This window comes from Sphingomonas limnosediminicola (assembly GCF_039537965.1).
Taxonomy (GTDB): Bacteria; Pseudomonadota; Alphaproteobacteria; order Sphingomonadales; family Sphingomonadaceae; genus Sphingomicrobium; species Sphingomicrobium limnosediminicola.
This window is the reverse complement of record NZ_BAABBM010000001.1, coordinates 1,573,914-1,597,994: the sequence shown is the minus strand read 5'-3', so window position 1 is coordinate 1,597,994 and position 24,081 is coordinate 1,573,914. Positions and strand designations below refer to the sequence as shown.

The window sequence follows — 24,081 nt, the reverse complement described above, 5'->3', positions numbered from 1 at the left end:
TTCTTCATCGGCAGGTCCCTAGCCCAAATAGCCGACTGTAGGACAGAGCGTCAGTCTCCCTTGAACTCCGGCGTCTGCTTCGACGCAAAAGCTTCGTAGGCGCGCCTGAAGTCTTTGGTTTCCATGCAGTAGGCCTGGGCGCGAGCCTCCATCTCGATCGCTTCCTCGATCGTCACGTTCCACTCGGCGTCGAGCTGGCGCTTGGTGATGCAGTGAGCAATCGACGGGCCGCTGGCCAGCTGTTCGGCCAGTGCGCGCGCCTCTACCTGAGCGTTGTCCACCACGCGATTGTAGAAGCCCCAGGCGAATCCCTCGTCAGTCGTCATGGTGCGCGCGGTAAACAACAGCTCGGCCGCCCGGCCATGGCCGATCAGGCGCGGCAGGATTGCGCAGGCGCCCATGTCGGCGCCGGACAGACCGACGCGCGTGAAAAGGAATGCCGTCGTCGCTCCAGCCTTGGCAATGCGCAGGTCGCTGGCCATCGCAATGATGGCGCCCGCGCCTGCGCAGACGCCTTCGACGGCAGCGACGATCGGTTGCGGACAAGCGCGCATCGCCCGGACGAGGTCGCCGGCCATGCGGGTGAACTTGAGCAGGCCGGCGGAATCCATCTTGGTGAGCGGGCCGATGATTTCGTGCACATCGCCGCCGGAGCAGAAGTTGCCGCCCGCGCCCTGAATCACGACCGCCTTGGCCAGACGCGTCTGGTTCAGCGCGCGGAAGGTGTCGCGAAGCTCGTCATAGGAATCGAACGTCAGCGGATTCTTCCGCTCCGGCCGGTTCAGCGTAATCGTCGCGACGCGATCCTTGAGGTCCCACAGGAAATGCTTCGGCGCAAAGCCCGTGGGATCCCAGCTCACGCGCTGGTCCCTCCGTCGATGGTGATCGCGGCGCCGTTGATGTCGCGGCTCATCGGCAGGCAGAGCATGGAAATGACGTTGCCGATGGCGTCCGGATCGACAAGCCGGCCGCTCGCATTCATGTTGGTAATGGCGTCCCGTGCCTGGTCCTGGCTGCGGCCGGTGATCTCGGACACCCGCGCGACCGACTGATCGGTCATCGGGGTATCGACATAGCCGGGACAGACCGCATTCGTGGTCAGGTTGGTCTTGGCATATTCGGCGGCGAGGCTGCGCATCAATCCGAGCAGGCCGTGCTTCGACGCGGCATAATGAGAGGCGTAGGGCACGCCGCGCAGCGAGGCGACGGACGCGACGAAGACGAGGCGGCCGTTCTCGCTCTTGAGCAGATCGCCGATGGCTTCGCGGCTGCATGCGAACGCGGCCGTGAGATTGACGCCGATGATTCGGTCCCAGCTTTCGCGGGTCATTTTATGAAACGGCGCGCTCTCGGCGATGCCGGCGTTGACGACGAGCATCTCGATCGGTCCGTTCGCCGCCCGGGCGTCGTCGAACGCGGCGCGCAGCCGGTCGGGATCGGTCACGTCGCATTGCACCGGCGTACCGCCGACGCTTTCGGCAATCGCTTTCAGCGGCTCCAGCCGCCGTCCCAGCAATGAAATGCGTGCACCGGCAGCGTTCAGCTGCGCGGCGGCGGCGGCGCCGATGCCGGTGCCGCCACCGGTGATCAGCGCATGGCGTCCATCGAGCCTGCTCCCCATCGGTTCAGCTTGGCCGAAGCGCTTTGCGGTGGCAAGGCGCGCTGAATTCTCACTGGGGGATCGAATCATGAAGACCCGCGCTGCCGTCGCCTTCGAAGCCAAGAAGCCGCTTGAGATCGTCGAGTTGGATCTGGAAGGCCCGAAGCAGGGCGAAGTGCTGGTCGAGATCATGGCGACCGGCATCTGCCACACGGACGCCTACACGCTGGACGGGTTCGACTCGGAAGGCATCTTCCCGTCGATCCTCGGTCACGAAGGCGCGGGCGTGGTGCGTGAGGTCGGGCCGGGCGTGACGAGCGTAAAGGCTGGCGATCACGTCATCCCGCTGTACACGCCGGAATGTCGCCAGTGTAAGTCGTGCCTCAGCGGCAAGACGAACCTCTGCACCGCAATCCGCGCGACCCAAGGCAAGGGCCTGATGCCCGACGGTACCAGCCGCTTCAGCTACAAGGGTCAGCAGATCTTCCATTACATGGGCTGCTCGACCTTCTCGAACTTCACGGTGCTGCCGGAGATTGCGGTCGCGAAGATCCGCGAGGACGCGCCGTTCAAAACGAGCTGCTACATCGGCTGCGGCGTGACTACCGGCGTCGGCGCGGTGGTGAAGACCGCGAAGGTCGAGCCAGGCGCGAACGTCGTCGTGTTCGGACTCGGCGGTATCGGGCTCAACGTCATCCAGGGGGCGAAGCTCGTCGGTGCGAACAAGATCGTCGGCGTCGACATCAACCCTGACCGCGAGGAATGGGGCCGTAAATTCGGCATGACCGACTTCCTCAACAGCAAGGGTATGAGCCGCGAGGACATCGTCGCCAAGATCGTCGAGATGACCGACGGTGGCGCCGACTATACGTTCGACGCGACCGGCAACACGGAAGTGATGCGCACGGCGCTCGAGGCCTGTCACCGCGGCTGGGGTACCAGCATCATCATCGGCGTCGCCGAGGCCGGCAAGGAAATCGCCACGCGGCCATTCCAGCTCGTGACCGGTCGCAACTGGCGCGGCACTGCGTTCGGCGGGGCCAAGGGCCGCACCGACGTGCCGAAGATCGTCGACTGGTATATGGACGGGAAGATCGCGATCGATCCGATGATCACGCACGTCCTGACACTCGACGAGATCAACAAGGGCTTCGACCTGATGCACGCGGGCGAAAGCATTCGGAGCGTGGTCGTCTACTAGGGAGAGAGAGCGGATGTTCAGTCACGTCATGGTCGGCTCGAACGACGTCGAGCGGTCGAAGAACTTCTACGACGCGTTGTTCGGCAAGGAAGGTCGGTCCGATGACAAGGGCCGCGTCGCTTATCGTCATAACGGTTCAGTGTTCATGATCAGCAAGCCGATCAACGGCGAGCCGGCGCATCATGCGAATGGCGGCACGATCGGCTTCAACCTCGACAGTCCCGAGGAAGTCGACAGCTGGCACGAGCGCGGCGTGCAGGCGGGCGGTCAGGCAATCGAGGACCCGCCCGGCTATCGCGAGAACGCGTTCGGCAAGCTTTACCTCGCATATTTGCGCGACCCGGACGGCAACAAGCTTTGCGGGCTTCACCGGCCGGCGCAGTAAGCATGGAGATTACCTCCGAGAACAAGTCGCACGGCGGGCGGCAGCTGGTCGTCAAACATGCGTCGAGCGCGACTTCGACGGAGATGACCTTCGCGATCTACCTTCCGCCGCAGGCCGGGAATGGCGGCCGCGTGCCGTTGCTGTGGTATTTGTCCGGCCTGACCTGCACGCATGCCAACGTGGTGGAGAAGGGCGAGTACCGGGCGGCTTGCGCCGACCATGGGATCGCGTTCGTCGCCCCGGATACGAGCCCTCGCGGAGCGGGTGTTCCGACGGCCCCGGATGGGGCTTGGGACTTCGGGCTCGGCGCCGGCTTCTATGTCGATGCGACGGAGGAGCCGTGGGCGACGAACTATCGCATGTGGACCTACGTCACCGACGAGCTGCCCGCGCTTGTCGGCGCGGAATTCCCGGTCGATCTCGGACGCCAGTCGATCACCGGACACTCAATGGGCGGGCATGGTGCATTGACGGTCGCACTGACCCGTCCCGATCGCTTCCGAAGCGTCTCGGCATTCGCGCCGATCGTCGCGCCAGGGCAGGTGCCTTGGGGACAGAAAGCGCTGGCTGGTTATCTCGGCGACGACAAAGCGGCGTGGCGCAAGCACGACGCTGTTGCGCTGATCGAGGATGGCGCGCGTGTGCCGGAGCTGCTTGTCGACGTCGGCACGGCCGATCCGTTCCTGGAAGGCGAGCTTCGGCCGGAGCTGCTCGACCAGGCCTGCAGGGCGGCGGGTATCGACCTGACGTTGCGACTGCAGCCTGGCTACGACCACAGCTATTATTTCATCTCGACGCTCATGGCCGACCATGTGCGTTGGCATGCGGAGCGACTCGACTGAACGCCGACTGGTATCGCGTGGCGCTTGCGGTTCTCGCTGCGCTTGCCTGCGGCCTGCTGATCGGCATCGAGCGCGGCTGGAAGCTCAAGGACCAGAGGCCGGGCACTCGCGTAGCCGGTGTCCGCACCTTCTCGATGCTCGGCCTCGGCACGGGCATTGCCGGACTGATCGGCGCGCGCGGGCATCCGATCGTCGCCGGCGCCATCGTCGTTGGCGCGGTGGCGATCATGGTGATCGCTTATTCCCGCGAGCTTCGCAGCCATCATGATTCCACAAGCGCCGTCGCGGCCATGGTCACCGTCGCGATCGGCTTCCTGGCCGGTAGCGGTCAGCCCGCGCTCGCCATCGCCTGCGCGGCCATTTCCGTCGCGATTCTCGCGATGCGAACCGAGCTTCACGGGCTCATCGACCGTCTCGACGAGGAAGATATCAAGGCGCTGGCACGCTACGCGATCATCGCCGGCGCGATCCTGCCGTTCCTGCCCAGCGGACAGTATGGTCCCCTGGGCGCCTGGAACCCGCAGAAATTGTGGCTGATCGTCGTTCTCGTCACCGGCTTCTCGTTCCTTGGCTATGTCGCCAACCGCATCTTCGGCGAGCGCCATGGGACGATCGCGACGGCGCTGATCGGCGGCGCGTACAGCTCCACGGCGGTAACCCAATCGCTCGCGCAACGGCTGGGAACCGAGGAGAAGGCCGGGGCTGAGCCGGCGGGCATCGCGCTCGCGACGGCGGTCATGTACCTGCGGCTCCTGCTTCTCATCGGCGTGCTTGCAACACGCGTCTTCGTTCCGTTCGCGCTGATGATCCTGCCGGCGATAATCGTCGCCTGGGGAGCGGGCTTCTGGCTCTACCGCAAGGCGCCGCGCGCAGATGCGCCCAGCCCTCCGAGCAATCCCATCGCAATCCTTCCGGCGCTTGGGTTCGTGGTGTTCGTCGCCGTCGCTGCCGTCGCCGCGAAATGGGCGGCTGGACGCTTCGGCGAGCAGGGGATTGCCGTGCTCCTTCTGATCGTCGGCTCGACCGACGTGGACACCGCCATCATCACGTTGGGCAACCTGCACCCGGCGGCAATCTCGCCGCTTCTGGCGGCCATCGCGATCAGCGGAACCATCATCGTCAACATGGCCGTGAAAATCGGGATCACGCTCGCTTATGCCCGCGGCAAGGGACTTTCAGCTGCGATAGCCATGACGGCCAGCGTCCTCGCGCTTGCAGCCAGCATCGGCGCAGCGCTGTTGCGGCTCTAGCCTCGTTGCGCCTGCAGGTTCGTCATGTCCTGCATCGGCCCCATGTTCGAGTTCATGTGCGACATGATGAAGATGGTGCCGACCATCACCAGGACAACGATGAGTACGCCGAACGCAAGCGCCAGCACGTTGTTCGTGTTGTCCGGCCCGCTTGTGATATGAAGGAAGAAGACCAGATGGACGCCCATCTGTGCGATCGCCAGCACGACTAGGCCTGTAGCGACGCCCGGTCCCCACAGCACACCGGTCGACGCGACCCAGAAGGACACGCCGGTGAGCAGCAGTGCAAGGCCGAGGCCGATCACATAGCTGATCGTCTCGCTGAGCATGCTGTCATGCGGCTCGCCTGGAGCGACGTTGAGCTGGTCGGCGTCGTGTTCGGTCATGGCAGCGTCCCGATCAGATAGACGATGGTGAAGATGGCGACCCAGATGATGTCGAGAGCGTGCCAGAAGACGCTGAAGCACAGCAGCCGGCGCATGATATGCGGCTGGAAGCCCTTGGCCCAGATCTGCGCCATCATGGTGCCGAGCCACAGCAGGCCCGCGGTAACGTGCGCGCCGTGACAGCCGACCAGCGTAAAGAAGGACGACAGAAAAGCGCTGCGTTGAGGCCCTGCGCCTTCGGCGATCATGGTGCCGAACTCGTAGAGCTCGATGCCAAGGAACACGAGGCCGAGCAGGCCGGTCACAACCAGCCAAATCTGCGTCCACACCATGTTCTTCCGCTTGGCGGTGATCATGGCGAGGCCGCAGACGAAGCTGGAAATCAGCAGCGCGATCGTTTCGACCGCGACAAGGTCGCGATGGAAGAGTTGGCTGGTGGTCGGGCCGCCGTCCGAATTGTTCACCAGCGTCGCGTAGCTGGCGAAAAGTGCCGAAAAGAGCACCATGTCGGACAGCACGAACAGCCAGAAGCCGTAAGGTACGACGATGCTCTTGGACTCCGGCCCGCGGTGGCCGAGGCCGGTGTCCTCGGAGCCGAGATGGGTCAGACCGAGGGCAGGTGTTTCGCTGATGGTGCTCACGTCGACTGACTCAGGTTGTGGAGATGTTCCATGCGGATCCGACGCCGTTCGCGAGCGTTTGCCCGGACCTCTTCGACGGGGATGATATGTTCATTCTCGTCGCGCCAGGCGTACCACACGAAGATGGCGAAGGCGCCGATCAGTCCAAGGATCGCGAGCCACCAGATGTACCAGATGACGGCGAACCCGCAGAGCGCGGCGAAGAAAGCGACGATGACGCCGGTCGGCGTGTTCACCGGCATCTCGATGGGCTGGTAGTCAGGCTCGTCGATCAACTGGTCCTGTTTGATCGCGGTCTGCTTGCGCGTCCAATAGGCCTCTTCGCCGTGGACGTCCGGAAGCACTGCGAAATTGTAATGCGGCGGCGGTGACAGGGTCAGCCACTCGAGCGTCCGCCCGTCCCACGGGTCGCCGGTGATGTCGCGCCGCTGATCGCGCGTCTTGATCGAATAGAGCAGCTGCACGACCGTCAGCACGATGCCGAGACCGATGATCGCGGCGCCGACGAAGGCGACGTTGAGCCACGGCGCCCAGCTTGGGTCCGAGATATGCTGCATGCGTCGTGTCGCGCCCCAGAATCCAAGCACGTAGAGCGGCATGAAGGCCAGGTGGAAGCCGATGAACCAGCACCAGAACACCGCCTTGCCAAGGCGCTCGTCGAGCGTGAACCCGAACGCCTTGGGAAACCAGTAAGTGTAGCCGGCCATCAGGGCGAACACGACGCCGCCGATGATCACCTGGTGGAAGTGAGCGACCAGGAACAGGCTGTTGTGGACCACGAAGTCGACCGGCGGAATGGCGAGCAGAACACCGGTCAGGCCGCCGACCACGAAGGTCAGCATGAAGCCAATGAGGTAGTAGACGGGCACGGTGAACCGGACCCGGCCGCCGTACATCGTGAACAGCCAGTTGTAGATCTTCACGCCCGTCGGGATGCCGATGATCATGCTGGCGATGCCGAACACCGCGTTGATGTCGCCGCCGGCACCCATGGTGAAGAAGTGGTGCAGCCAGACCATGTAGGAGATGATGCAGATGGCCATCGTCGCGAAGACCATCGAGCGGTATCCGAACAAAGGCTTGCCGGAGAAGGTCGCGGCGACCTCCGAGTAAATGCCGAAGGCCGGCAGCACGAGGATGTAAACCTCCGGATGCCCCCAAACCCAGATCAGGTTCATGTAGAGCATCGAGTTGCCGCCACCGTCGTTCGTGAAGAAGTGGAAGCCGAGGTAACGGTCGAGCATCAGCTCAGCCAAGACGACCGTGAGCACCGGGAAGGCGGCGAGCATGATTAGGTTGGATGCCAGCGCGGTCCAGCAGAACACCGGCATGCGCAGGTAGCTCATTCCAGGCGCGCGGGTCTTGAGGATGGTGGTGACGAAATTGACCGCGGTCAACACCGTCCCGACGCCGGATATCTGAAGCGCGACGAGATAGTAATCGACGCCCACCCCCGGAGAGAAAGCCTTCTCGCTGAGTGGTGGAAAAGCGAGCCAGCCGGTGCGCGCGAATTCGCCGATGAACAAGCTGAGGTTGATCAGCAGCGCGCCCGAAGCGCTCAGCCAAAAGCTAACATTGTTCATCGTCGGGAAGGCGACGTCGCGCACGCCCAGCTGAAGCGGCACGACGAAATTCATGAACCCGATGACAAACGGCATCGCCACGAAGAAGATCATGATCGTGCCGTGCGCGGAGAAGATCTGGTTATAGTGTTCGGGCGGCAGATAGCCTTGCGAGGCACCGATCGCGAGCGACTGCTGCGCCCGCATCATGATCGCATCGGCGAAGCCGCGCACGAGCATCACCAGCGCCAGGACGATGTACATGACACCGATTTTCTTGTGATCGGTCGACGTGATGTATTCGTTCCAAAGGTAGGGCCACCAACCCTTGCGCGTGATCCAAATGCCGACCGCGCCAAGCGCAAGGATGATCACGATGGACGTGATCAGCGGGATTGGCTCATGGAAGGGGATCGCTCCCCAGGTGAGTCTACCAAACATTCTTTAGCCCCCCGCCGGAACGGCTGAATTCTTGTTGGCCGGCGGAGCGGCTTGCGGAAGATGCAGTTGCGGCGCCTTGTCGGCGACGATCGCGTCGAACAGTCCGGGCACGACCGCACCGTAGGTGATCGGCTTCACGTAGCTGCTCGGCTTCGAAAGCGCCGCATAGTTCCTGGCGTCGAGGGCCGGTCCTGCGCCCTTCGATCCTTGGGCCCACATCGCGAATTGATCGGCGGGCAGCGCCTGCACTTTAAATTGCATGCCAGGAAAGCCGTCGCCGCTAAATTGTGTCGAGAGGCCGTCGTAAACGCCCTGCTTGTCCGCCTGCAGGTTCAGCCGGGTCGTCATCCTCGGCATGGTGTAGATCATCGTCCCCATCTGCGGGACGAAGAAGCTGTTCCAGACTGTCGCCGACGTTAGGCGGAAGCTGACGGGCGTCCCGGCCGGGACGACCAGCTGGTTGACGGTCGCGATCCCCTGGTCGGGATAGATGAAGAGCCATTTCCAATCGAGCGAGACGACTTCCACCTTCAGCGCGGGCACGTTGGATTTCAGCGGCCGGGCGGGGTCGAGATCGTGACTGCCGATCCAGGTGATGCCCCCGAGCAGCATGATGGTCATTGCCGGGATCGCCCACACGACCATTTCGATCGCACCCGAATATTCCCAGTCGGGGCGGTAGGTCGCTTTTGAATTGCCGCGCCTGAACCACCAGGCGAACGCGACCGTCGCAATCATCGTCGGGATGATGATCGCCAGCATGATGGCCGTCGAATTGACGAGGATCTGCTTTTCGGCGAGCGCGACCGGTCCAACCGGGTCGAGGATGCCTCGGTTGCAACCGGCCACTGCCAATGACGCCACGGCCATCACGGATGGCCGCCTGTATCTCAGCAAATGACAACCGACTGCGTTCATGAGCCCCCGCCGTTTGAAACCCGTAAGGGCGGTTAGACGAATGCGAACTCTGCCGGGTTCCGTAATTATACCTAGTTCCGGAACCTCGGCGCCCATGGTGACCCCAACGGGACTCGAACCCGTGTTTTCGCCGTGAAAGGGCGACGTCCTAGACCGCTAGACGATGGGGCCTTGCTAGGGCCGGAAGCCGTTAGGCGAGGGGGTCGCGACGGTCAAGCAAGTGCGGCATCCTCGACGTGCATCTCTGCCGCATTGCCGCCATTCCACTCGTCGCGCTTGATCGTTCCGGCCAGCCACCAGCGCCGGTCGCCGGTCGAGGAGAGCAGGGCCTGACCCAGATCCGTGGCGGCGCTGCGGAAGGCGATCCACTTGAAGGTCTTGCCGTCATCGCCGCAGGCAATGCCTCGGACATGGCCGTCGCCGACGATTCCCGCCTTGAGCAGGCGAGCGGGTCCTGCGGCCACGCGCGGGCCAGGCCATCCCGCGCCATAGGGTCCGGCCGTCTCAAGCGCGTCGCAGAGATTTCCGGCAACGCCGCCCGGCGCGAGCAACGCATCGAGGAGGAGCGCGCGCTCGCCGATCGATCGGTCCACGTCCGCCGCCAGCCGATCATTGATGAATTCACGGAATGGCTCGAGCCCGCCCGGCGCCAGCGTGAGGCCGGCTGCCATGGCGTGTCCGCCGCCGGCGATCAGTAGTCCGCTGTCCTTGGCAGCAAGCACCGCAGCGCCGAGGTCGACGCCCGAGATGGAGCGGCCGGAGCCCTTGCCGGTGCCGTCTTCGGTTTCCGCGATGACGATTGCCGGTCGGCCGAAGCGTTCCTTGATGCGGCCGGCGACGATGCCGATCACGCCGGGATGCCAGCCGGGCGCCATCACGGTGAGCACCGCCGCACCATTCAGTTTGGCTGCCTGTTCCTCGGCCTGTTCGCAGACAAGCATTTCAATCGCACGGCGTTCTTCGTTGAGGCGGTCGAGCTCGGCGGCGATCTCGCGCGCTTCCTCGGGATCGGTCGAGGTCAGGAGGCGGACGCCAAGGTCCGACTTGCCCACGCGGCCGCCGGCATTGATCCGGGGTCCTAATGCGAAGCCGAGGTCCCGGCACGATGGCGCCTTCACCAGCCGCGCAGCCTCGGCCAACGCGACGAGCCCGATGTTTTGCCGGACTGACATCACCTTCAGACCCTGCGTCACGAAGGCGCGGTTGAGGCCCTTGAGCCTGGCGACATCTGCAACGGTGCCGAGCGCAACCAGGTCTAGCAGATCGATGATCTTGGGCTCGTCGATCGTCTCGAAGAAGCCGCGGCTGCGAAGTTCGCGGAGCAGGGCGACACCGAGCAGGAACGCCATGCCCACCGCCGCAAGGTGGCCGTGCGCCGCGCCGTCTTCGCTCTCGTCCAACCGGTTCGGATTGATCAGCGCATGGGCCAGCGGAAGCAGGGTCGCGCATTGGTGGTGGTCGACAACGACCACGTCGAGCCCGGCATTCTTCGCCTCATCGAGCGCCTCGAATGCCTGCGCGCCGCAGTCGACGCAGATGGCAATTGCCGCCCCACGGGCCTTCAGTTCAACGAGCGCCTTTCCCGATGGGCCGTAGCCCTCCATCAGGCGGTCGGGGATGTAGACGATCGGATCGGCGCCAAGGCGGCGCAGCAGCAGCACCAGAAGCGCCGCGCTGGTCGCGCCGTCGACGTCATAATCGCCGAAGATGGCGATCTGCTCGCCCTGCTGAAGGGCGTCGGCCAGCCGTCTGGCGCCCTTGTCCATGTCCTGGAAGCAGGACGGATCGGGCAGGAAATCGCGGATTTTCGGTTCGCGGTGGCGCGCGAGGTCCGAACGCTCGACCCCTCGGCCGAGCAGCAGCTCGTCAACCAGATCGTCCATCGCGAGCGACGGGTCGGGCTCGCGGCGCCAGCGCCACGGCTGCCCGCTGACCGATCGTTCGATGTTGAGCGCCGCCATGCCCTTGAAGGTAGGGCTGGCAGAATCGCGGGTCCAGACGTGGCGTTGCCCGAACGCGCGATATCTGTGGATGCCTATTTCTTAGCGGGCTTGTCCTTGTCCTTCTTCGGCGGCTTCGGGAACTTGTCGTTGGCCGCCTGCAGCTTTTCCATCATGCCCGGCATCAGCTTCATCATGTCGGGAAACGTCCCGAAAACGGAGCGGATCGTGTCGGGGTCAATCCACAGCTGCATATATTGGCTCGACAGCGCCTGTCCGCTTGTCGTGGCGAAAAACGCGTTGATGTCCGAGAGCTGCCGCGCGTCGAACCGTCGCGCCATTGCCCGCGCCAGACCGTCGCGCATGCGCGGATCGACGATTGTCGAAACCTTGCCGACTTCCTCAGTCAGCACCGCGCGCATTGCCGCCACTCGCTGATCGAAATAGGGATCCTCAGTCACCAGCTGGTCGTGCAGCGACAGGTTCGCCTTCGCTGGGTCGACCTTGGTCGTCTTCTTGGGAGCCATTGAGCCCAGGTCGGACTCTTTGAGGCTCATCACGCGGTCGAACATGCCGCCCATCAGGCCCGTCAGCATCCGTCCATAGGCTCCGTCCGGCCAGATCGATTGCGCCGACGTGCGTGCCAGTGCCAGGCGGGCCGGGTCAGGATCGGGCTGCGGCGGGAACAGCTTGTTGATGACCTTCATCATCTCGGCAAAGCTCGGTACTGCCTTGGCAGCTACGGGTTCGGTCGATGGCTTCGTTGCAGCCTTCGCTGCCGCGGGTGCAGCCTCCGCCGCAGTCGCGATGCCGGCGCTCAGAACGATCGATAGTGCGGCCGAACGAATACAGATGGCCGGGTAACGCATGCCCCTCTCCCCCAAGTAGAACAGAAGTATGAAACGGCCGTGGCGGCCCGTCCAGCTAGTCGCGCTCTTCCTGGTGCTGGAGCAGCTCGGAGCGGACGCGGACAGCGCGTGAGCCGACCCAAGTCTCCGCGAGGAAGACCGCGAACCCGCCGCCGATCGCGATCATCGACGCGATGAAGAGCAGCGCGATCGCGGTGCCGAAATGCGTGCCGGTGAGACTTGCAGCGAAGAGCAGGCTGACCACCGCGCAGATGAGGATGGCGGAAACGACCGAGAGAAAGATCGCCGAACTGACGAGGCTCATCCGCCTGTCGAGGATCTTGAGCTCGCCAACCCAGCGCTCATGCTCGCGGCCGCGGCTGGCGAGGAGCTTGGGCTCGATCTCCCGCGAACGGTCGACAATCCGCGACAGGCGCGCTGCGCAAACGTTGAGGAAGGCGCCGATGCCGCTGAGCAGGAAGACCGGCGCGACCGCGTTGCGGACAATCTCGCCGACGGTATCGACGGAGATGTTGGGCACGGCCTGGAGCACGAAGCGGCTTATGCACAGCCGCGGCGCCGACTGAAAGCCCGGTCAGCCCTGGGCAGCGGCCTCCTCGGCGCAGCTCGCGACCTCGAGCAGCATCAACCCATTCACGACGAAGCTTGCCGCCAGCACCCAGGCGAAGCTGGCTACCAGCTCCGGCGTCGGGCCGAAAATGCTGATCACCAAGGTGGAAATCGACAGGCCCGCGACGAGCAGGATCGCGAGGAGCAAATCCATGCCGGCGGAAAATGCGGTCCAACGCCGGACCGAGCCCGTCGCCTCGCGGCTGCCGACGCCGAGGATCACGCTTCGCGCGATGAGCCATCCGATAATCGGCACGACGGTCGGGAAGAAGTGCGTGTCGGGGTTGGTGACGAAGAGCAGGCCGGCCAGTGCGGTGACAACACCCGCCGCCATGGCGAAGGGGCGCGCGCCCCGCCGCAGTGCGCCCGCGATCGTCTCGATCAACCCTGCGGCAATGAGCAATCCGCCGATCATGTCGGGCGAAATGCTTTTGCCGACCGGAAGCAGCGCTGCACCAGCGCTCAGCAGAATGATTGCAACTCCAGCCACGCGAAGCGCTCGGGCCCGGGTGCGACTGGAAACTCCTGATCCTGCGCGGCTCGCCAAGGACACTCCCTTTCTACCTGCCGCCAACACCTGCCCGGACGAGAGGTTTCACCCTAGCCCGCAATGACACGCAACGCGCGCTTGCGGATCCGGTAGTCCAACGGCGGGGCGATGCTTACCACTTCGCCATCAAGCGAGACAGGGACAGCGACGCGACGGCTCGAAACGCGCAGTCGCTCGACTCCGTCGATCCGCTCCATATCGTCCTCGCGCGCACGGTTGAGCAGGGCCCTGATGCCGGCGGCGACAAAGCCGCGCCGCGTCTTCTTGCGCATCACCATCACGCACAGCTGGCCGTCCTCCAGGCTCTCGCGCTGGCCCGGCGCCCCGAGATCGATGCGGTAGTCGTTGTTGCCGACGAACAGCAAAGGCGTGTCGATCAGCTCCTTATCTTCATTCATGGTGAGCGTCAGCCGTTGATGGCCGAAGCGGGCGAGCATTCGGACCGAGGCGACGATCATCGCCAGACGCTTGCTCCTGCCCAGTCGCTTGCGTTGAAGGTCGCGGTCGAGGACCATCAAAGGGTAGAGGCCGATCGCGCTGTTGTTGATGAAGATGCGGTCGTTGAGTTGGGCCACGTCGACCAAACGCTCCTTGTTCGACGCGATGAGCTTGGCTGCCTCGGCCAGGTCGGTCGGAATGCCGAGGTCGCGCGCGAAATGATTGAGAGTGCCGAGCGGCAGGATGCCGAGTTTCGTCTTCGTGCCGATCAGCGCCGAAGCCGCCGCGGCGATTGTCCCGTCGCCGCCGCCGACCACTACCAGCGCATCGTCGCGCTCGGCTGCGGCGCGGCAGCGCACGTCGCATTGGTCGCCTTCGATCAGCTCGACGTCGACATCGATCCCCGCTGCCTTGAAGGCTTCCGCGGCTTTCTTGCCGATGTCGGGGTCAGCGGAAGCTGCGCCCCCACGACGATTGATCAGAACCGGGACGCGCACCATTGACTAGCGCTACAGCGCCCACGGCTGTTCGTCTAATTCGAAGCGGCCTTGGCGTCGCAGTCGCCGACGCGCTTGGCCTCGACTTTCATCTTCATCGCGAACTGTTCGGTCTTGCTGCCGCCTTCGTTGGTCATGGTCATCGCCATTGAATAGCGCTGCGGCTCATAATCGCCGGATAGCGCCATTTTCTGCTTCGCATTGGGATGCTGGCAGCTCAAGACCATGTCGATCTTCCCGCCGCCCCATTTGAAATGGTCGTAATTGCAATTCTCATCCTTGCCGGTGACGAAGTCGGCGCGCGGGCTCTTGGCCTTCTCGGGCGTCAGGCAGACGGTGTGGACCTGCTTCTGCCCGATCGCCTGCTGCATTGCGGCGCGTTCCTGCCCTCCCATGCCGGGCGCATCGATGGAAAGGAGCGTCACGACCTGCTCCCATTTGCCGGGGTCGACGAACTTCTCCTCGAGCCCCTTGTCCTTGACCGCCTTGGCGACGTTCTCGACCGAAGCGTTCTTCATCTCGACGCCTTTGTCGCAGGCGGTGAGCAAGGCCAGCACGGCCGGCAACAAAACGATCTGTTTCATGCGCCCCCCCTTTGCCTGCGAATAGCAGGAGCGGGAGCTTCGCACGGTTCATTGAGTTCGTCCCGCTGAGCAACCATATCGGACGCACATGGCAATTCAAATCAGGACCACGCTCGAGGAACCGGATACGGCCGCAGCTTTCGTGCCGCACAAGCCCGCGCGGCCGGAGAAAGCGGAAGGCGGCAAGCGCTTCGAGATCGTCTCGGAGTATGAGCCCGCAGGCGACCAGCCGACGGCGATCCGCGAGCTCGTCGAAGGCATCGGCGAAAATGGGGACGTCAGTCAGGTGCTCTTGGGCGTCACCGGTTCGGGCAAGACGTTCACGATGGCGAAGGTCATCGAGACGCTGCAGCGGCCGGCGCTGATCATTGCGCCAAACAAGATCCTCGCCGCGCAGCTCTACGGGGAGTTCAAGAGCTTCTTCCCGAACAACGCGGTCGAATATTTCGTCAGCTACTACGACTACTATCAGCCGGAAGCCTACGTCCCGCGCACCGACACCTACATCGAGAAGGAGTCGAGCGTGAACGAGGCGATCGACCGCATGCGCCACTCGGCGACGCGGTCGCTGCTGGAGCGCGATGACGTGATCATCGTCGCGTCCGTGTCCTGCCTCTACGGCATCGGCTCGGTCGAGACCTATTCGGCGATGACCTTCACCCTCAAGAAGGGCTCGTCGGAGGACCAGCGCGAGGTCATCCGCAAGCTCGTTGCGCTTCAGTACAAGCGCAACGACCAGGCTTTCGCGCGCGGCAACTTCCGCGTCCGCGGCGACAATTTGGAGATTTTCCCGTCGCACTATGAAGACACCGCCTGGCGTGTGTCATTCTTCGGTGACGAGATCGAGGATATCACCGAATTCGACCCGCTGACCGGCAAGTCGGTCGCAAGCCTCGACAGCATCAAGGTCTATGCGAACTCGCACTATGTGACGCCTGGCCCGACGCTGAAGCAGGCGATGGAAGCGATCCGGCATGAGCTGACGGAGCGGCTCAAGGAGTTGCAGGCCGAGGGCCGTCTGCTGGAGGCGCAGCGGCTGGAACAGCGCACCAACTTCGATCTGGAGATGATCGCCGCGACGGGGTCCTGCGCCGGCATCGAGAATTACTCGCGCTTCCTCACCGGGCGGCTGCCGGGCGAGCCGCCGCCGACCCTGTTCGAATATCTTCCCGACAACGCGCTGCTGTTCATCGACGAGAGCCACCAGACGGTGCCGCAAATCGGTGCGATGGCGCGCGGCGACCATCGCCGGAAGATCACACTGGCCGAGTACGGCTTCCGCCTGCCGAGCTGCATCGACAACCGGCCGCTGCGCTTCAACGAGTGGGACGCAATGCGCCCGCAGTCGGTGTTCGTTTCCGCCACGCCGGGCACATGGGAGATGAACGAGACCGGCGGCGTGTTCTCCGAACAAGTCATCCGTCCCACCGGACTCATCGACCCGCCGGTCGAGATCAAGCCGGTCGAGGACCAGGTCGACGATCTCGTCAACGAAGCGAAGAAGACCGCCGCGAATGGCTATCGCACACTGGTCACCACGCTGACCAAGCGGATGGCCGAGGACCTCACCGAATATCTGCACGAGGCGGGCCTGCGTGTCCGCTACATGCACTCGGACGTCGAGACACTGGAGCGCATCGAACTGATCCGCGAGCTCCGGTTGGGTGTCTATGACGTGCTGGTCGGCATCAACTTGCTGCGTGAAGGCCTCGACATTCCCGAGTGCGGGCTGGTCGCGATTCTCGATGCGGACAAGGAGGGCTTTCTTCGCTCCGAGACGTCACTGATCCAGACCATTGGTCGCGCCGCCCGCAACGTAGAAGGTCGCGTCATTCTGTACGCCGACACCAAGACCGGCTCGATCGAGCGCGCGCTCGCCGAAACCGATCGCCGGCGCGAGAAGCAGCTCGCCTACAATGCCGAGCACGGCATCACGCCGGAGACGATCAAGCGCCAAATCCACGACGTGATGGCCCATCTGGCCACGCGCGACGGCGTCGTTGTCGATACCGGCGACGATGAGCGGCCGCACCTCGTCGGGCACAACCTCAAGGCCTACATCGGCGATCTCGAGGAGCGGATGCGCAAGGCGGCCGCCGACCTCGAGTTCGAAGAGGCGGCGCGCCTGCGCGACGAAATCCGCCGGCTCGAGGAAGACGACCTCGGCATCCCGCACGACGACCGCGTTGCGCCGCGCCCGCTCGGCAATTCGACCGAGGGCAGGCCGGGCACGCGCAAGGGCCGGTTCGGAAAGCAGCAGCGGACACGTTTCGACGGCCGCCGCGGTTAAGCGCTAGAAGCCGACGCGGACGCTGACGTTTCCGCTGACTTCCCGGCTTTCGTTGTTGCCGAGCGTTGCGGAGACCGTCGAGTCGAGACTGACGCCCGATCCGACCGTTGCCGCAATACCGGCGGCCACCCGCGCGTAAGTGTCCTTTTGCCCCGACAGTCCCCAATGATTGACGATAATGGGCGCGGACGTCTGCGAGAAGTGCAGGACCCGGCTGTCGCCCTCGAATTCATGTTCGGCCGTGACGGCGAGGAAGGGTTTAACGCCGGCAAGATTGCCGCGTAGTTCGACGCCGGCCTGGCCGGTCAGCGACTTGAGCGTTTGGCCATCGACGTTGAGGGTCAGTGCCGCGTCGCCATTCTCGGTATAGCCGTCGACTTTCGCGTGTGCGTAATCGAGCGCGACGATCGGACCGACCTCAAGCTCGCCGAAATTCGCGAGATAGCCCGCCTTGGCGCCGGCGATCCAATGGTTGCCGCTGGTGCTTGCGGTCATGTCTTCGACCACGCCGGTGCGCGTGATCCGGTTCTTGTCCTTGCCGTAGCCGACATAGCCCTGGCCGAAGATTCCGCCCGAACTGAGGCTGCCGTAAGCGCCAATCTGCCAGCTGTGCGCATTGATGCGCGCGGCGTCGTCGCCGAATCGGACGCGCGGCTGGCTATAGTTGCCGGCGACGCCAACGATGCCCATCGGCATGCTGTATTCAGCACCGATCGTGGCTCCGGCGCCGGTAATGTCGAACGGCGAATTGCGGTCGCTTCCGCCGATGTCGCGCTGGAAGGCGTCACCGATCGCGTAGAGATTGAGGCCCGGCGTAATCGTGCTCCGCCCGTAGAGATCCGAGCGGCTGGAAAGCGTCCGTCCGAACTGACGCGCAGTCGCAACGCCGAGATCGCCTGGCGCTTGCAGCGTCATCGGGGCATCGAGCTGAACAGCTACATAGCGGGCGACGATTGCGAAGCCTTGCGAGGTCAGGTGAAGCGCATCGCCGTAAAACAGGTAACCGCTTGAATCGACGACGCAGGTCGTGTTCGGAAAGATCGGGCAAACCAGCCCCTTGGTGATCCCGTAAGCGGCCGGATCCGCCGACACGTTCTGCAGCAGGATCTGGCCGTCCAGGTAATGGACGACGGAGCCGTTCGCCGCATAGCCCGCGAGCGTGGATTGCAGCGAAGTATAATATGCCGTCGAGAAGGTGCCCCTAATCTGCTGCGCGGCCGGATTGCCGGCGACTTCCGGCGCAACGGCGCCGTTCAGCGCGAGGAAGCTGATCGTTGGATCCCCCTGCGCGACGAGCCTATTGAGCTGCACCGCCGTGCCCGCCGCGGCGGCCGTGCCTGCGGCAGCGGCGCTGGCGAGCGTGCCGCCGCCCTGCTGATAGATGCGCGCATCATTGCCGCCGATGGAAACGGCGAGGAGGTCATGCTCGGTCAGCGTTGTCGATGCGTTGGGAAACACCGGCGACTGCGTGCCGACACCAAGGAACTGATCGACCTCATATTGCAGGCCCTTGCCGCACAACGGTGCGCCGTAGACCGCGTCGAAGCAGAGCGTGCCATTGTTAGTGCCGCCGAACGCGCCGCCGATGGCGAAATCCTGTACCGGCACTTGGAGGATGTTGGAGAGTGTATCGATGTAGTTGCTGCCGCCGGAGAAGCGGCCGGTCGAATAAACCGCAAGCGCCTGCGGATTGGCGTAGCCAAGCGCGAATGCATTGCCGGTGTCGGCATAGCTGTCGCCAAATGCCACGATCCTGTCGATCTGCTCCGCGGAGGCGGGAGCCGCTGCTGCGCCCATCGCAATCACCGAGGCGCACGCAAGCGCAACGCGAACTTTCCCATTCAACATGTCGATTATCTCCCCCACTCGAACCTTCCCGAGCGTGGGCGCATCGTGGCCATTATTGACAGTGGTGCAAGCCGGGACTGCGCCCGAAGACGCAGGTTCTCGAAGACTGCGGCAATGCCGCAACAAGCGTCGGGAGACGGCGGCGTAGTGGCCGCCGTCTTAGGTCTTAGCGGAGCACGACTTCGCGCGCCTCGCGCCAAGCGTACCAAAGCTGCGCAATGGCGAGCGCAATGATCAGCATCGGTACGTATTTCATCGCGCCGGAGTTCATTTCCGCGGGCGGCGGCGGGCCGAGATATTGTCCGCCAAAGCTCAGCAGCGCGCCGACGAGCGAGACTGCAAATGCATGCACGGCGTAGCGGCTGCGCGTCAGCAACAGCACCGATCCCAGAAGCGCGCACCAGACGCCAAGTCCCCACCCGATCTGAGCGTACATCGGCATGCCATTCACGTAAGAAAGGATGACATTGGGATCGCCCATCTGCGAGAGGTAGTTCGTGTTCTTGAGGCGCGTCATCGTGTAGTCGTAACCGCCAAAGCAGTTCCACAAGAACGACAGGATCCCGACGATCCATAAGTGCGCGGGCGCCCGCGCCGACACGGCTTGTTGCATCTGCGTCCTCCCCCCAGAGGCTCACGGGCCGCGGCGGCACGCACACGGCCAGCCTGGAAGAGGCTCCCGATTGTTACGGCTGTCAAGCGATATGGGACACTGCGCGAACGCGTTCACCACCCTTGAGTTCGGTAAGAATCTACTTGTACGACAACGCGTGCGATCGAGCTCGATTAAGAAGGAACGGATTTCACCGTCATCGAGTCGGCTTCATGCAAGATCGACGTGAGAAAGATCGACGCAAGGAGCTGGCAGCGGATGACTAGGTGTTTTCGTTCGCCGGAACTGGAGCGTTCACGTACACGGCAGGCGAGCTTCGCAACGAACAATCGGGCGGGAACATCTTCGTCTACGGCGACGGCACTGCCGACATCAAGATCAAGGTCATCGGCATCGTTGACTTCGTCGATACCGACTTCGTGCTTTAGCGGCCGGATCTTGGCTCCGCGGCGAGCCGGCTCATCAGGATTGCGGCGCGCTTCGCCTGCTTGAAGATCGACGGCACATTAACCGCCTCGTTCGGCGTATGCGAGCCAACGCTTCCCGGCCCGAGACCCACCAGGCCATCGACATCGGCGGCGACGAAGCTGATGTCGCCAGCGCCGCGCTTGGCCGGGTCGAGCTCCGTCATTTCAGCGAGACCCATGTCCCGGTTCACGGCGTTCAGCCGGCCGAGGAGCGCGCGATTGCCGGCGGTCGGCGGCATCGGAGGATAGCCGTCTTCGTCGAAGCTGATCTCGGCTTTCGCGCCGGGCAGCGACTGGGCGACGATGGCGCGCATCTTCGCGCGCGTTCGCTCAATCTGCTCCTGGCTGATCGCGCGAAGGTCGCCGCGCGCGACAGCGGTGGCGGCGACGATGTTGGTCTTTCCTGTCGCCTGCAGCCGGATGCGACCCTCATCGAGATCGGCGCTCTGGCCGCCGCCGATCAGGCCTACGTTATAGGTCAGCTTATCGTCAGGCAGCTCGCGCCGGAACGTGTCGAGGATCCGCGCCAACTCGTAGATCGCGCCATAGCCTACCCCGGGATTGCCGATGCCGCTCGAATGCGCGCTGCGGCCGGTGACCTTTACCGTCCAGCTTCCCGCGCTGCGGCGAGCGATGGAGCCGAGGTCGACCGGTCCGTTCTGTCCGTCATCCTGGGCGAGGTCCTCGAAGTCGAGCGCTGCGTCCGCCTTCTTCCCTTCAGCGATGAGGTCGCGCCGGGCGATGGTGATCGGATTGCCTGAATCCTCTTCGTCGCCGGTCAGGAACACCGTAATGTTCGCGCGATCGAGCGTGCCCGCGGCTTTCATCGCGCGGAGGGCGGCGACGATGACGGCGATCCCGCCCTTGTCGTCACCGCCGCCTGGGCCGCGCGCCATGTCGCCCTGACGCTCCCAACGCTGGAACGGCGAGTCCGGTTCGAACACCGTGTCGAGGTGGGCGATGAGGAGCAGCCGCTTGCTGGCCTTGCTGCCGTTGTGACGCGCGACGAGATGCCCGGCGCGACCGGCTGCCTTCATGTCGATCCATTCGGTGGTGAAACCGAGCACCTTGAATTCCGGGTCGACCAAGTCGCGAACGGCCCGAACGCCGGCGACATTCATAGTGCCGCTGTTCTGGTCGACCCAGCGCTCCAGCATGCTCGTCGTTCGAGCCTGCTCGGCATCGATGGTGCGGACCATGGCTTGTTCCGCACGCGTCAGGGCAGCTTGAGCAGGCGTGGCGGACAGGCACAAAGCGGCGAACGCGGTTGAGAATCGGCGCAGCATGAGCAGACGAGTAGCGAGCCCACGCTCCCGCGTCACGAAACTTTGCCGGTTCGTAAAGCTTTCTCAAGCAAACCAAAAAGGTTAGAAATTATCGACTTGGCGAGGAGGGTGCATTGCAGGACGAGATAAAAGTCGACCGTCTGGTCGACGCGGTGATCGACCGCGAAGGGGGGTACGTGGAGAACCCGACGGAAAAAGGAGCTGCGACGCGTTTCGGAATTACCGAACAGGTTGCCCATGCCCACTGCTATGCCGGTGCAATGCGCGGGCTGCGGCGCAGTGAAGCGGCGGCAATCTACAAGAGACTCTATTGGTCGCGCCCGCGCCTCGACGAGATTGCCAAGCGCAGCGCGGCGCTGGCCGCAGAGCTGTTCGACACGGGCGTGAACATGGGCCCTGCGGTCGCCGTTACCTTTCTGCAGCGCGCCCTTACCGCGCTGAACCGTAACGAGAAAGACTTTGCCGACCTGGCGCCTGATGGCCACGTTGGCGCGCAGACCCTCGCCGCGCTCGACGCATTCTTGCGGTGCGCGGATGCGGGGGTGCGACGGTGCTCATCCGTGCACTCGAGGCGCTGCAGGGCGAACGCTACCTCCGCCTCGCCGAGCGCCGCCCCGCCAATGAGGCCTTCCTGTACTGCTGGCTCGCGAACCGGATTGGCACGTGAAAGGTCACAAGGTGGAAGAAGTCGAAGGGCCCCCGTTTCAATCGTTCGAGGTGTGAACATAATGCTACAACCGCCCAAGACGTTCGCCGAGGGCCAGCGCTATATCTACGGCCTGCCTGCCGCCGACGCCGCAGGTATGTTCTGCGGCGCCTGCGCCGTTTTTATGGTCGCGCCGCTCATGTGGGGCGGATGGTCCCGCGGCGAGCTGCATTCGATCGTCGCGATTTTTGGCTGGTCGCTCAGCGGATTCATTGTCGCCATGGTCGTGGTGATCGTCGGCTTGCTTGCCGGTGGGCCGGTCGGCCGGTTCAAAGTGTCGGTCAACCACGACGGCCCCTGCGTCGAGCCGGAGACCTGGACGTGATCCTGCGGCTTCTAAACACTCAGGGCATGCGGGGATCGCCGTCTCTGCTTGCCTCGCGCTTCTGCTGATTCTTCAGCGGGCCGAGACCGGCTTGGAAGGCGGAGAGCGGTCACCTCGAGCAACTCTACGGCGAGCAGAAGGCTGCACTCGCAACCACCGTCGCGAACATCCGTGCGGCCACCGCTGCTGCCCGCGCCGCCGACCGCCAGGCTGCCGATCGCGTCGTCGCCGAGCAACGCGCGATCAACGAAACGACCAAGAATGACTTTGAAGCCCGCCTTGCCGCTGCTTGCGTTCGCGCTGATCGGCTGCGCGTCCAAGCCCCGGCCGCCCCAGCCTATCCCGGTCGTGGCGGCACAGCGTCAGTGCCCGGCCTTCCCGCGACCACCAGCAGCACTGCTGAAGCCGCCGACGAAAACGGACTTCCTGCCGCCGACGCGCTGACCGCGACCGAGCAGGCGATCCAGCTCGACGAGCTGATCAAGTGGTTGAAGGGGCAAGCCAAGGTTGACAACAACCCGCGCCTGTAGCCGTGTCAGAGTGGCGACAGAGGAGGGGGAATGCGATGAGTCCGGGCCGTCTGAATGCGCTCACCGACGGCGTGGTCGCGATCGTGCTGACGATCATGGTGCTCGAACTCAAATTCCCTGCGGAACCGACGTTCGGCGCGGTGCTTGCCGTCCTGCCCTTGCTCGCCGCTTACCTGCTCGCCTTCGTCTATGTCGCCATTTACTGGAACAACCATCATCACATGATGAGCTCGGCGCGGGCTGTGACCGGCGCCGCGCTATGGGCGAACCATGCCTTGTTGTTCTGGCTCACTTTATTTCCCTTGATGATCCGGTGGATCGACGAAGCGGGCATGACCTCTTTGCCCGTCGCCTCGTTCGGCCTGGTCCTAGTCGGCGCTTCGATCTCTTACGTCATTCTCGAGCGCACCCTGATCAAGGGCGAGGGCGAGCGGTCTGAGGTGAAGCGCGCGCTCGGGGCGGGCTCGAAGGAATGGATCAGCTTCGCGCTGTACCTGGCATCAGTGCCGGCAGCGTTCGTGTCGCCGTTCATCTCCATCGCCATCTATATTGGGGTCGCGATCATCTGGCTGGTGCCGGACCGCCGCTTCGAGGAACGCCGCGCGTGACCCAGTCGCGGCTCTCGTCGCTCACACGACCATAGTGCCGAAGTCGCGATGATGTGACTCATACCCGGCAAGCGCTTCGAACAAATGTTCAATTAGGCCGCGCTTGCAGCCGTCAGGCGCGCATCCCACCTGAGCGGACATGGAACAATATCACGGAACGACGATCATCGGCGTCAAGAAGGGCGGCAAGACCGTCATCGCCGGTGACGGGCAAGTCAGCCTTGGCAACACGGTGATCAAGCCCAACGCGAAGAAGGTGCGCCGCATCGGGGACGGCAAGGTCATCGGCGGCTTCGCCGGCGCGACCGCCGACGCCTTCACCCTGTTCGAACGGCTGGAGCGAAAGCTCGAGCAATATAACGGTCAACTGCTGCGCTCGGCAGTCGAGCTCGCGAAGGACTGGCGGACCGATAAATATCTCCGGAACCTGGAGGCGCTGATGATTGTCGCCGATGCCGAGCAGCTGCTGATCCTGACCGGCAATGGCGATGTGCTGGAGCCGGAAGGCGGAATCGCGGCGATCGGCTCGGGCGGCAATTATGCGCTATCGGCCGCAAAGGCGCTCGCGGAGTATGAGCCCGATCCCGAAGTGCTCGCACGCAAGGCGATGAAGATCGCCGCCGAAGTCTGTGTCTTCACCAACGACCAGGTGACCGTCGAGACGATTGAAGCGTGACGTGAAGCGGCTAGGGTCG

General features: G+C 63.9%; 26 protein-coding genes, 1 tRNA gene and 1 pseudogene. 11 read left to right on the top strand and 17 right to left on the bottom strand.

The annotated features are described in order from the left end of the window. Positions 1 to 50: 50 nt before the first annotated feature. Together ABD704_RS07995 and ABD704_RS07990 are read right to left on the bottom strand one after the other, a co-directional pair. Positions 51 to 860, bottom strand: coding sequence for an enoyl-CoA hydratase family protein (locus ABD704_RS07995; RefSeq protein ID WP_344699149.1), 810 nt, complete (start codon positions 858 to 860; stop codon positions 51 to 53). Continuing rightward, the gene (locus ABD704_RS07990) at positions 857 to 1,621 is read right to left on the bottom strand and encodes an SDR family NAD(P)-dependent oxidoreductase (protein WP_344699148.1); all 765 of its coding nucleotides are present in this window, start codon (positions 1,619 to 1,621) and stop codon (positions 857 to 859) included. Before ABD704_RS07990 ends, ABD704_RS07995 begins: the two co-directional genes overlap by 4 nt. Positions 1,622 to 1,688: 67 nt before the next feature. Between ABD704_RS07990 and ABD704_RS07985 the strand changes: the two genes are divergently transcribed. From ABD704_RS07985 to ABD704_RS07970, 4 genes are read left to right on the top strand one after another with little or no spacing between them, the layout of a single operon-like run. Then, positions 1,689 to 2,801: an S-(hydroxymethyl)glutathione dehydrogenase/class III alcohol dehydrogenase gene (locus tag ABD704_RS07985; RefSeq protein WP_344699147.1), complete on the top strand. Its 1,113-nt coding sequence runs from the start codon at positions 1,689 to 1,691 to the stop codon at positions 2,799 to 2,801. Between the two features lie 13 nt (positions 2,802 to 2,814). Continuing rightward, positions 2,815 to 3,186 (top strand): VOC family protein, encoded by a 372-nt coding sequence (locus ABD704_RS07980; protein WP_344699146.1) that lies wholly within the window; start codon positions 2,815 to 2,817, stop codon positions 3,184 to 3,186. A gap of 2 nt (positions 3,187 to 3,188) precedes the next feature. Continuing rightward, a complete protein-coding gene (fghA, locus tag ABD704_RS07975) occupies positions 3,189 to 4,028 on the top strand; it encodes an S-formylglutathione hydrolase (protein WP_344699145.1) in 840 nt (279 codons plus the stop codon). Between the two features lie 17 nt (positions 4,029 to 4,045). Continuing rightward, entirely contained in the window at positions 4,046 to 5,278 is a 1,233-nt protein-coding gene (locus ABD704_RS07970; protein WP_344699144.1) for an MgtC/SapB family protein, read from the top strand. Here the strand turns inward: ABD704_RS07970 and cyoD are convergent. The 11 genes from cyoD to ABD704_RS07915 form a co-directional block, all read right to left on the bottom strand. Further along, entirely contained in the window at positions 5,275 to 5,664 is a 390-nt protein-coding gene (gene cyoD, locus ABD704_RS07965; protein ID WP_344699143.1) for a cytochrome o ubiquinol oxidase subunit IV, read from the bottom strand. The genes ABD704_RS07970 and cyoD overlap by 4 nt on opposite strands. Further along, a complete protein-coding gene (gene cyoC, locus ABD704_RS07960) occupies positions 5,661 to 6,305 on the bottom strand; it encodes a cytochrome o ubiquinol oxidase subunit III (protein WP_344699142.1) in 645 nt (214 codons plus the stop codon). Before cyoC ends, cyoD begins: the two co-directional genes overlap by 4 nt. After that, positions 6,302 to 8,308, bottom strand: a complete 2,007-nt coding sequence (gene cyoB, locus ABD704_RS07955) for a cytochrome o ubiquinol oxidase subunit I (RefSeq protein ID WP_344699141.1) — start codon at positions 8,306 to 8,308, stop codon at positions 6,302 to 6,304. Before cyoB ends, cyoC begins: the two co-directional genes overlap by 4 nt. A gap of 3 nt (positions 8,309 to 8,311) precedes the next feature. After that, the gene (gene cyoA, locus ABD704_RS07950; protein ID WP_425565455.1) at positions 8,312 to 9,178 is read right to left on the bottom strand and encodes a ubiquinol oxidase subunit II; all 867 of its coding nucleotides are present in this window, start codon (positions 9,176 to 9,178) and stop codon (positions 8,312 to 8,314) included. A gap of 143 nt (positions 9,179 to 9,321) precedes the next feature. Next, positions 9,322 to 9,397: transfer RNA gene (locus ABD704_RS07945), tRNA-Glu, on the bottom strand. A 41-nt stretch (positions 9,398 to 9,438) separates the two neighbouring features. Next, on the bottom strand, positions 9,439 to 11,187 hold the full coding sequence (gene recJ, locus ABD704_RS07940; RefSeq protein ID WP_344699139.1) for a single-stranded-DNA-specific exonuclease RecJ: 1,749 nt from the start codon (positions 11,185 to 11,187) through the stop codon (positions 9,439 to 9,441). Positions 11,188 to 11,261: 74 nt separating this feature from the next. After that, positions 11,262 to 12,035 carry a DUF2059 domain-containing protein gene (locus tag ABD704_RS07935; RefSeq protein ID WP_344699138.1) on the bottom strand — a complete coding sequence of 258 codons (774 nt, stop codon included), beginning with the start codon at positions 12,033 to 12,035 and terminating at the stop codon, positions 11,262 to 11,264. A 55-nt stretch (positions 12,036 to 12,090) separates the two neighbouring features. Further along, on the bottom strand, positions 12,091 to 12,567 hold the full coding sequence (locus ABD704_RS07930) for a DUF2721 domain-containing protein (protein ID WP_344699137.1): 477 nt from the start codon (positions 12,565 to 12,567) through the stop codon (positions 12,091 to 12,093). Between the two features lie 42 nt (positions 12,568 to 12,609). Then, positions 12,610 to 13,134: a hypothetical protein gene (locus tag ABD704_RS07925; protein WP_344699136.1), complete on the bottom strand. Its 525-nt coding sequence runs from the start codon at positions 13,132 to 13,134 to the stop codon at positions 12,610 to 12,612. A 110-nt stretch (positions 13,135 to 13,244) separates the two neighbouring features. After that, positions 13,245 to 14,132 (bottom strand): diacylglycerol/lipid kinase family protein, encoded by an 888-nt coding sequence (locus ABD704_RS07920; protein ID WP_344699135.1) that lies wholly within the window; start codon positions 14,130 to 14,132, stop codon positions 13,245 to 13,247. 32 nt (positions 14,133 to 14,164) lie between these two features. Beyond that, on the bottom strand, positions 14,165 to 14,713 hold the full coding sequence (locus ABD704_RS07915; protein WP_344699134.1) for a DUF3617 domain-containing protein: 549 nt from the start codon (positions 14,711 to 14,713) through the stop codon (positions 14,165 to 14,167). A gap of 88 nt (positions 14,714 to 14,801) precedes the next feature. On the opposite strand from ABD704_RS07915, the gene uvrB reads away from it, so the two are divergent. Next, complete coding sequence (gene uvrB, locus ABD704_RS07910; RefSeq protein WP_344699133.1) at positions 14,802 to 17,003, top strand: excinuclease ABC subunit UvrB; 2,202 nt, start codon at positions 14,802 to 14,804, stop codon at positions 17,001 to 17,003. 3 nt (positions 17,004 to 17,006) lie between these two features. Here the strand turns inward: uvrB and ABD704_RS07905 are convergent, their stop codons facing one another. Together ABD704_RS07905 and ABD704_RS07900 are read right to left on the bottom strand one after the other, a co-directional pair. Beyond that, positions 17,007 to 18,851 (bottom strand): autotransporter domain-containing protein, encoded by a 1,845-nt coding sequence (locus ABD704_RS07905; protein WP_344699132.1) that lies wholly within the window; start codon positions 18,849 to 18,851, stop codon positions 17,007 to 17,009. 166 nt (positions 18,852 to 19,017) lie between these two features. Beyond that, positions 19,018 to 19,464 (bottom strand): hypothetical protein, encoded by a 447-nt coding sequence (locus ABD704_RS07900; protein ID WP_344699131.1) that lies wholly within the window; start codon positions 19,462 to 19,464, stop codon positions 19,018 to 19,020. A gap of 266 nt (positions 19,465 to 19,730) precedes the next feature. Between ABD704_RS07900 and ABD704_RS07895 the strand changes: the two genes are divergently transcribed. Continuing rightward, positions 19,731 to 19,892: a hypothetical protein gene (locus ABD704_RS07895; RefSeq protein ID WP_344699130.1), complete on the top strand. Its 162-nt coding sequence runs from the start codon at positions 19,731 to 19,733 to the stop codon at positions 19,890 to 19,892. Here the strand turns inward: ABD704_RS07895 and ABD704_RS07890 are convergent. Then, on the bottom strand, positions 19,889 to 21,217 hold the full coding sequence (locus ABD704_RS07890) for a M20/M25/M40 family metallo-hydrolase (protein ID WP_344700514.1): 1,329 nt from the start codon (positions 21,215 to 21,217) through the stop codon (positions 19,889 to 19,891). The two genes, ABD704_RS07895 and ABD704_RS07890, sit on opposite strands and share 4 nt — an antisense overlap. A 125-nt stretch (positions 21,218 to 21,342) precedes the next feature. Between ABD704_RS07890 and ABD704_RS07885 the strand changes: the two are divergent. Both ABD704_RS07885 and ABD704_RS07880 read left to right on the top strand, forming a co-directional pair. Then, positions 21,343 to 21,884, top strand: a pseudogene (locus tag ABD704_RS07885) (glycoside hydrolase family 108 protein). Between the two features lie 61 nt (positions 21,885 to 21,945). Beyond that, entirely contained in the window at positions 21,946 to 22,248 is a 303-nt protein-coding gene (locus ABD704_RS07880) for a hypothetical protein (RefSeq protein WP_344699129.1), read from the top strand. Positions 22,249 to 22,259: 11 nt separating this feature from the next. On the opposite strand, the gene ABD704_RS07875 is transcribed toward ABD704_RS07880, so the two are convergent. Then, positions 22,260 to 22,568: a hypothetical protein gene (locus ABD704_RS07875; RefSeq protein ID WP_344699128.1), complete on the bottom strand. Its 309-nt coding sequence runs from the start codon at positions 22,566 to 22,568 to the stop codon at positions 22,260 to 22,262. Between the two features lie 45 nt (positions 22,569 to 22,613). On the opposite strand from ABD704_RS07875, the gene ABD704_RS07870 reads away from it, so the two are divergent. The 3 genes from ABD704_RS07870 (at position 22,614) to hslV (ending at position 24,062) form a co-directional block, all read left to right on the top strand. Further along, on the top strand, positions 22,614 to 22,778 hold the full coding sequence (locus ABD704_RS07870; RefSeq protein ID WP_344699127.1) for a hypothetical protein: 165 nt from the start codon (positions 22,614 to 22,616) through the stop codon (positions 22,776 to 22,778). A gap of 35 nt (positions 22,779 to 22,813) precedes the next feature. Further along, positions 22,814 to 23,386, top strand: coding sequence for a TMEM175 family protein (locus ABD704_RS07865; protein WP_344699126.1), 573 nt, complete (start codon positions 22,814 to 22,816; stop codon positions 23,384 to 23,386). Positions 23,387 to 23,525: 139 nt separating this feature from the next. Further along, the gene (hslV, locus tag ABD704_RS07860; protein WP_344699125.1) at positions 23,526 to 24,062 is read left to right on the top strand and encodes an ATP-dependent protease subunit HslV; all 537 of its coding nucleotides are present in this window, start codon (positions 23,526 to 23,528) and stop codon (positions 24,060 to 24,062) included. Positions 24,063 to 24,081: the final 19 nt, after the last annotated feature.

Coding starts and splice junctions, on each gene's coding strand:
- ABD704_RS07990 (WP_344699148.1), bottom strand. CDS start 1,621: ATGGGGAGCAGGCTCGATGGACGCCATGCGCTGATCACCGGTGGCGGC.
- ABD704_RS07985 (WP_344699147.1), top strand. CDS start 1,689: ATGAAGACCCGCGCTGCCGTCGCCTTCGAAGCCAAGAAGCCGCTTGAG.
- ABD704_RS07980 (WP_344699146.1), top strand. CDS start 2,815: ATGTTCAGTCACGTCATGGTCGGCTCGAACGACGTCGAGCGGTCGAAG.
- fghA (WP_344699145.1), top strand. CDS start 3,189: ATGGAGATTACCTCCGAGAACAAGTCGCACGGCGGGCGGCAGCTGGTC.
- cyoD (WP_344699143.1), bottom strand. CDS start 5,664: ATGACCGAACACGACGCCGACCAGCTCAACGTCGCTCCAGGCGAGCCG.
- cyoB (WP_344699141.1), bottom strand. CDS start 8,308: ATGTTTGGTAGACTCACCTGGGGAGCGATCCCCTTCCATGAGCCAATC.
- cyoA (WP_425565455.1), bottom strand. CDS start 9,178: ATGGCCGTGGCGTCATTGGCAGTGGCCGGTTGCAACCGAGGCATCCTC.
- recJ (WP_344699139.1), bottom strand. CDS start 11,187: ATGGCGGCGCTCAACATCGAACGATCGGTCAGCGGGCAGCCGTGGCGC.
- ABD704_RS07935 (WP_344699138.1), bottom strand. CDS start 12,035: ATGCGTTACCCGGCCATCTGTATTCGTTCGGCCGCACTATCGATCGTT.
- ABD704_RS07920 (WP_344699135.1), bottom strand. CDS start 14,132: ATGGTGCGCGTCCCGGTTCTGATCAATCGTCGTGGGGGCGCAGCTTCC.
- ABD704_RS07915 (WP_344699134.1), bottom strand. CDS start 14,713: ATGAAACAGATCGTTTTGTTGCCGGCCGTGCTGGCCTTGCTCACCGCC.
- uvrB (WP_344699133.1), top strand. CDS start 14,802: ATGGCAATTCAAATCAGGACCACGCTCGAGGAACCGGATACGGCCGCA.
- ABD704_RS07905 (WP_344699132.1), bottom strand. CDS start 18,851: ATGTTGAATGGGAAAGTTCGCGTTGCGCTTGCGTGCGCCTCGGTGATT.
- ABD704_RS07900 (WP_344699131.1), bottom strand. CDS start 19,464: ATGCAACAAGCCGTGTCGGCGCGGGCGCCCGCGCACTTATGGATCGTC.
- ABD704_RS07890 (WP_344700514.1), bottom strand. CDS start 21,217: ATGCTGCGCCGATTCTCAACCGCGTTCGCCGCTTTGTGCCTGTCCGCC.
- ABD704_RS07880 (WP_344699129.1), top strand. CDS start 21,946: ATGCTACAACCGCCCAAGACGTTCGCCGAGGGCCAGCGCTATATCTAC.
- ABD704_RS07865 (WP_344699126.1), top strand. CDS start 22,814: ATGAGTCCGGGCCGTCTGAATGCGCTCACCGACGGCGTGGTCGCGATC.
- hslV (WP_344699125.1), top strand. CDS start 23,526: ATGGAACAATATCACGGAACGACGATCATCGGCGTCAAGAAGGGCGGC.